General features: G+C 35.5%; 6 protein-coding genes. 2 read left to right on the top strand and 4 right to left on the bottom strand.

Translation table 11 applies throughout. From position 1 onward, the window contains the following. Positions 1-298 (top strand): thioredoxin family protein (locus ACK5ON_RS03435; protein ID WP_409819901.1); only part of this gene is annotated, 298 nt, incomplete at its 5' end. On the opposite strand, the gene truB is transcribed toward ACK5ON_RS03435, so the two are convergent. The 4 genes from truB to ACK5ON_RS03455 all read right to left on the bottom strand — a co-directional run bounded on the left by truB (position 285) and on the right by ACK5ON_RS03455 (position 2968). After that, positions 285-980, bottom strand: coding sequence for a tRNA pseudouridine(55) synthase TruB (gene truB / locus ACK5ON_RS03440; RefSeq protein WP_409819903.1), 696 nt, complete (start codon positions 978-980; stop codon positions 285-287). The genes ACK5ON_RS03435 and truB overlap by 14 nt on opposite strands. Continuing rightward, positions 980-1777, bottom strand: coding sequence for an undecaprenyl-diphosphate phosphatase (locus tag ACK5ON_RS03445; RefSeq protein WP_409819905.1), 798 nt, complete (start codon positions 1775-1777; stop codon positions 980-982). The genes truB and ACK5ON_RS03445 overlap by 1 nt, the downstream gene beginning before the upstream one ends. Positions 1778-1779: 2 nt before the next feature. Further along, entirely contained in the window at positions 1780-2019 is a 240-nt protein-coding gene (locus ACK5ON_RS03450; protein WP_396173492.1) for a DUF3098 domain-containing protein, read from the bottom strand. 73 nt (positions 2020-2092) lie between these two features. Next, the gene (locus ACK5ON_RS03455) at positions 2093-2968 is read right to left on the bottom strand and encodes a cell division protein FtsX (protein ID WP_396173494.1); all 876 of its coding nucleotides are present in this window, start codon (positions 2966-2968) and stop codon (positions 2093-2095) included. A gap of 329 nt (positions 2969-3297) precedes the next feature. Here ACK5ON_RS03455 and ACK5ON_RS03460 point away from each other — a divergent pair. Further along, positions 3298-4415 (top strand): class I tRNA ligase family protein (locus ACK5ON_RS03460; RefSeq protein WP_409819907.1); only part of this gene is annotated, 1118 nt, incomplete at its 3' end.

Here is a 4415-nt window from a genome sequence, read left to right on the forward strand (position 1 = left end):
AGAGAAAATAGAATTAAGAATAGTTTTCCGTGATGAAAATGAAGCATTAATGAATTTATTTTTGACCAATGGAACGAAGTCAATTCCGAAGCTAATTATTTTAGACAAAAACACTTTGGAAGTTTTAGCCGATTTTGGACCCAGACCAAAAGGGGCAAACCAATTGATTGCTGATTATAAATCGCTGCATGGAATTGTAGATGAAAATGCAAAAACCCAATTACAACTTTGGTATTTGCACGACAAAGGAATTTCAATACAAAATGAGATTTTGGATTTATTGGTTACTCTAGAGTAATTATTTTCTCAAATTTCTCAGGAGAAATGCCATTTTCAACAGAATAATCACCAATTTTTGTTCTACGCAAAGCAGACAAATATCCTCCAGAATTTAAAGCCATTCCAAAATCGTATGATAGCGAGCGTATATAGGTTCCTTTACTGCATTTTACTCTAAAATCAACTTCAGGCAAAACTATTCGTGTGATTTCAAACTCATGAATTGTTATTTTTCTTGATAAAATTTCCACTTCCTCGCCAGCACGAGCATGTTCGTATAAACGAATGCCATCTTTTTTGATAGCTGAAAAAACAGGTGGTTTTTGGTCAATTTCACCAACAAATTGTTTGGTAGTTTCCCGAATTAACGCTTCAGTAATATGTTCTGTTGGGAATGTTTCATTTATTTCAGTTTCCAAATCATACGATGGCGTTGTTGCACCAACGGTAAATGTTCCAGTATATTCTTTGGCTTGTCCTTGAATTTCGGTTATTTTTTTGGTAAATTTTCCAGTGCAAACAATTAGTAAACCCGTTGCTAAAGGATCTAAAGTTCCGGCATGACCAATTTTGAATTTTTTGGGAAGGTCGTATTTTCGTTTTAAAATGTACTTCAATTTATTCACCGCTTGAAACGAAGACCAATTTAGTGGTTTGTCAATCAGCAGAATTTGACCTTCTAAAATAGCTTCGGCAGTCATTAAATAACGGTTAATTTCATCACAAAGAAATGGATGATTAATATGGCTAGACCAGCAACAATTCTATAATAACCAAATATTTTGAAGCCGTGTTTTGATAAATAACCAATGAACGATTTAATGGCTAACATCGCCACAATAAACCCAACCACATTGCCAATAATTAATAAATTAATTTGGTCATCAGAAAGCACAAATCCGTCTTTGTAGTAGTCGTAACATTTTTTTACCGTAGCACCAAGCATCGTGGGAACGGCAAGGAAAAAAGAAAATTCGGCAGCGGTTGTTCTCGACAACTTTTGAGACATTCCACCAATAATGCTCGCGCCACTTCTAGAAACTCCAGGTATCATCGCCAAACATTGAAACAATCCAATTTTGAAAGCTGTACCGTAACTTATTTTTTCTGTGGTTTGAGTTTCCTGTGAGTTACTAAACCAATCATCAACTTTTAATAAAATGACACCACCAATAACCAATGAAATAGCCACAGTAATAGGATTCTCTAATAAAGCATCAATTTTTTTACCGAAAAGCAATCCAAAAATAACCGCTGGAATAAAAGCTACCAATAATTTAAAATAGAAATCTACTGTTTGAAAAAACCGTTTGAAGTATAAAACCACCACCGAAAGTATAGCGCCAAGCTGAATTACAACGGTAAATAATTTGGTAAAATACTCTTGAGCAATTCCAAAAAAGGAAGAGGCAATAATCATGTGACCTGTCGAAGAAATGGGTAAGAATTCAGTTATTCCTTCAATGATGGCAAGTATAATCGCCTGTAAATAATCCATTGTTAGGATTTAGATTTTTTAAAAATCGAATAAATTGTAATCCCAAAACCAATCAAAACAACGGTTGGTGCCAAGCGAATTCTTCTAAAACTGAATACATCTTCATTGAATACTTTTGGATCATCGCTTCCGCCACCACTCATCAGGATAAATCCTAAGACAATGACAGCAATACCAATCAATAATGTTTTGTAATTTACTTTATCAAAAAGAAAATCAGGTTTTTGCTCGTTATTTTTCATTTATGCTGAATTTATTTCAGCATCTCAGCTGAATATTATTTTTAAAATCTTTGTCTATTATCAATATTCTTTTTCAATACAAATCGTCCGTTCTCAAATTTAAAAAACGTTGGGTAGCAAAATAAGTACTCAACCAAGTAATCACCACGCTCAAAACCAAAACACCCAAAAGTACAGCAGCAATAGCGAGTTTGTCTTCTAAAATGCCAAGCATTGGAAAATTAGTTTCAATGTAAATCAGTACGCCAACCAAGACCAAAATAGCCAAACCAGCACCAATTAAACCAAGAATAACACTGGTTTTTAAAAATGGTTTTCTGATGAACGATTTTGTAGCGCCAACCATTTGCATCGTTTTGATAATAAATCGATTAGCATAAATAGATAAACGCAATGAACTATTGATTAGCAATACCGAAACCAAAGCAAAAACAATACTTATAATCAATATCCACATACTGATATTTTTCACATTGTCATTTACCAAAGTCACTAATTGTTTGTCATAAACAATGTCGGCAATCATAGGGTTTTTGCGCAAGCGAGTTTCAATTTTAGAAATTTCAAGATTGTTTACATAGTCAGCTTTCAAGTGAATATCAAAAGAATTCTGTAGCGGATTCACACCCAAAAATTGCATGAAATCTTCACCAATTACTTTTTTATGTTGCTCAGCGGCTTTTTCTTTGGATACATATTCGAAAGATTTAGCAAACTTTGCTGTTTTTAATTCGCTCGAAAAAGCTTTCATTACCATATCGTCAGCTTCGTTTTTAAAGAAAACAGTCATCGCAATTTCTTCTTTGAAATTATCGGATAAGCGTTTGGAATTGATGACAAAAAGCCCCAATATTCCCAATAAAAACAACACCAAAAAGATACTCAACACCACCGAAAAATAGGAGGTAATGACTCTGCGTTTTTGAAACTTATCAAATGATGATGACATAACAGTGATTTAAGCCGTAAAAATAATAAAGAAAATTGTTTTTCCCCTTTATAACGTACAAAGTTTTAACTTTATTGTATTTAACCGTAAATTTGTCGCTAAAATTTTTTAGAAGCAAATGGCTTGGGCTTATTTACCATTCATTTTCCCGCTTTCCGTTACAATCTTTTTCTTTTTGTTCCTTCGACAAGCTCAGGATGACAAAAAGAAAAAGGATTTCCACTGCACTCGGGGCTAAAAAACAAACGAATTGAATTTTAAACAACATCAACACAACCTTTTCAGGGTTTATCCCGAGACTTCGGGACTGAAAGGGTTACTATAAAAAAATGAAATACCATCACGAAAAAATCGAAGCCAAATGGCAAAAATTCTGGGCCGAAAACCAAACTTTTAAAGCAAATAATCCTAGCACCCCTCCTTTGGAGGGGCTGGGGGAGGCTAAACCTAAATACTATGTCCTCGATATGTTTCCTTATCCATCAGGTGCGGGCTTACACGTTGGGCATCCACTTGGCTATATAGCTTCCGATATTGTAGCGCGTTTCAAACGCCACAAAGGGTTTAATGTCTTGCATCCTATGGGATATGATAGTTTTGGATTACCAGCAGAGCAATATGCCATTCAAACAGGACAACATCCAGAAAAAACAACTCGTGAAAACATCGCTCGCTATCGGGAACAGTTAGATAAAATTGGTTTTTCTTTCGATTGGAGCAGAGAAGTGCGTACTTCCAACCCCGATTATTACAAACATACGCAGTGGATTTTTATCCAATTGTTTAATTCTTGGTACAATAAGGATACTGATAAAGCAGAAGACATTTCAACTTTAATCTCCATTTTTGAGAAAGCAGGAAATTCAACAGTCAATGCTGTTTGTGATGATAATATTGAAATATTTTTTCCTTTAGATTGGCGTTTTTATTCTGATGAAAAGAAACAACAAATCCTGTTGCAATACCGATTAACCTATTTGGCAGAAACCGAAGTCAACTGGTGTCCAGCATTGGGTACGGTTTTAGCCAATGACGAAATTGTAAACGGCGTTTCCGAGCGAGGTGGTCATCCCGTCATTCGTAAAAAAATGACCCAATGGTCGATGCGAATTTCTGCCTATGCCGAAAGATTATTGCAAGGTTTAGAAACCATCGATTGGAGTGAAAGTATTAAGGAAAGTCAACGCAACTGGATTGGAAAATCGGTTGGAGCAACAGTAAGGTTCCGAGTTCCGAGTTCCGAGTTTCAAGTTGATCAAACCTTAAACCCGAATCCCGAAACCCGAAACTCGCAACTTTTTATCGAAGTATTTACAACCCGTCCCGACACCATCTTCGGAGTAACTTTCATGACCTTAGCACCTGAACACGAATTGGTTTCCCAAATCACAACACCAGCACAAAAAGCGGCTGTTGATGCTTATATTGAAGCTACCGCAAAACGCTC

It is taken from the genome of Flavobacterium sp. (genome assembly GCF_046317795.1).
Taxonomy (GTDB): domain Bacteria; phylum Bacteroidota; class Bacteroidia; order Flavobacteriales; family Flavobacteriaceae; genus Flavobacterium.

Coding starts and splice junctions, on each gene's coding strand:
- truB (WP_409819903.1), bottom strand. CDS start 980: ATGACTGCCGAAGCTATTTTAGAAGGTCAAATTCTGCTGATTGACAAA.
- ACK5ON_RS03445 (WP_409819905.1), bottom strand. CDS start 1,777: ATGGATTATTTACAGGCGATTATACTTGCCATCATTGAAGGAATAACT.
- ACK5ON_RS03450 (WP_396173492.1), bottom strand. CDS start 2,019: ATGAAAAATAACGAGCAAAAACCTGATTTTCTTTTTGATAAAGTAAAT.
- ACK5ON_RS03455 (WP_396173494.1), bottom strand. CDS start 2,968: ATGTCATCATCATTTGATAAGTTTCAAAAACGCAGAGTCATTACCTCC.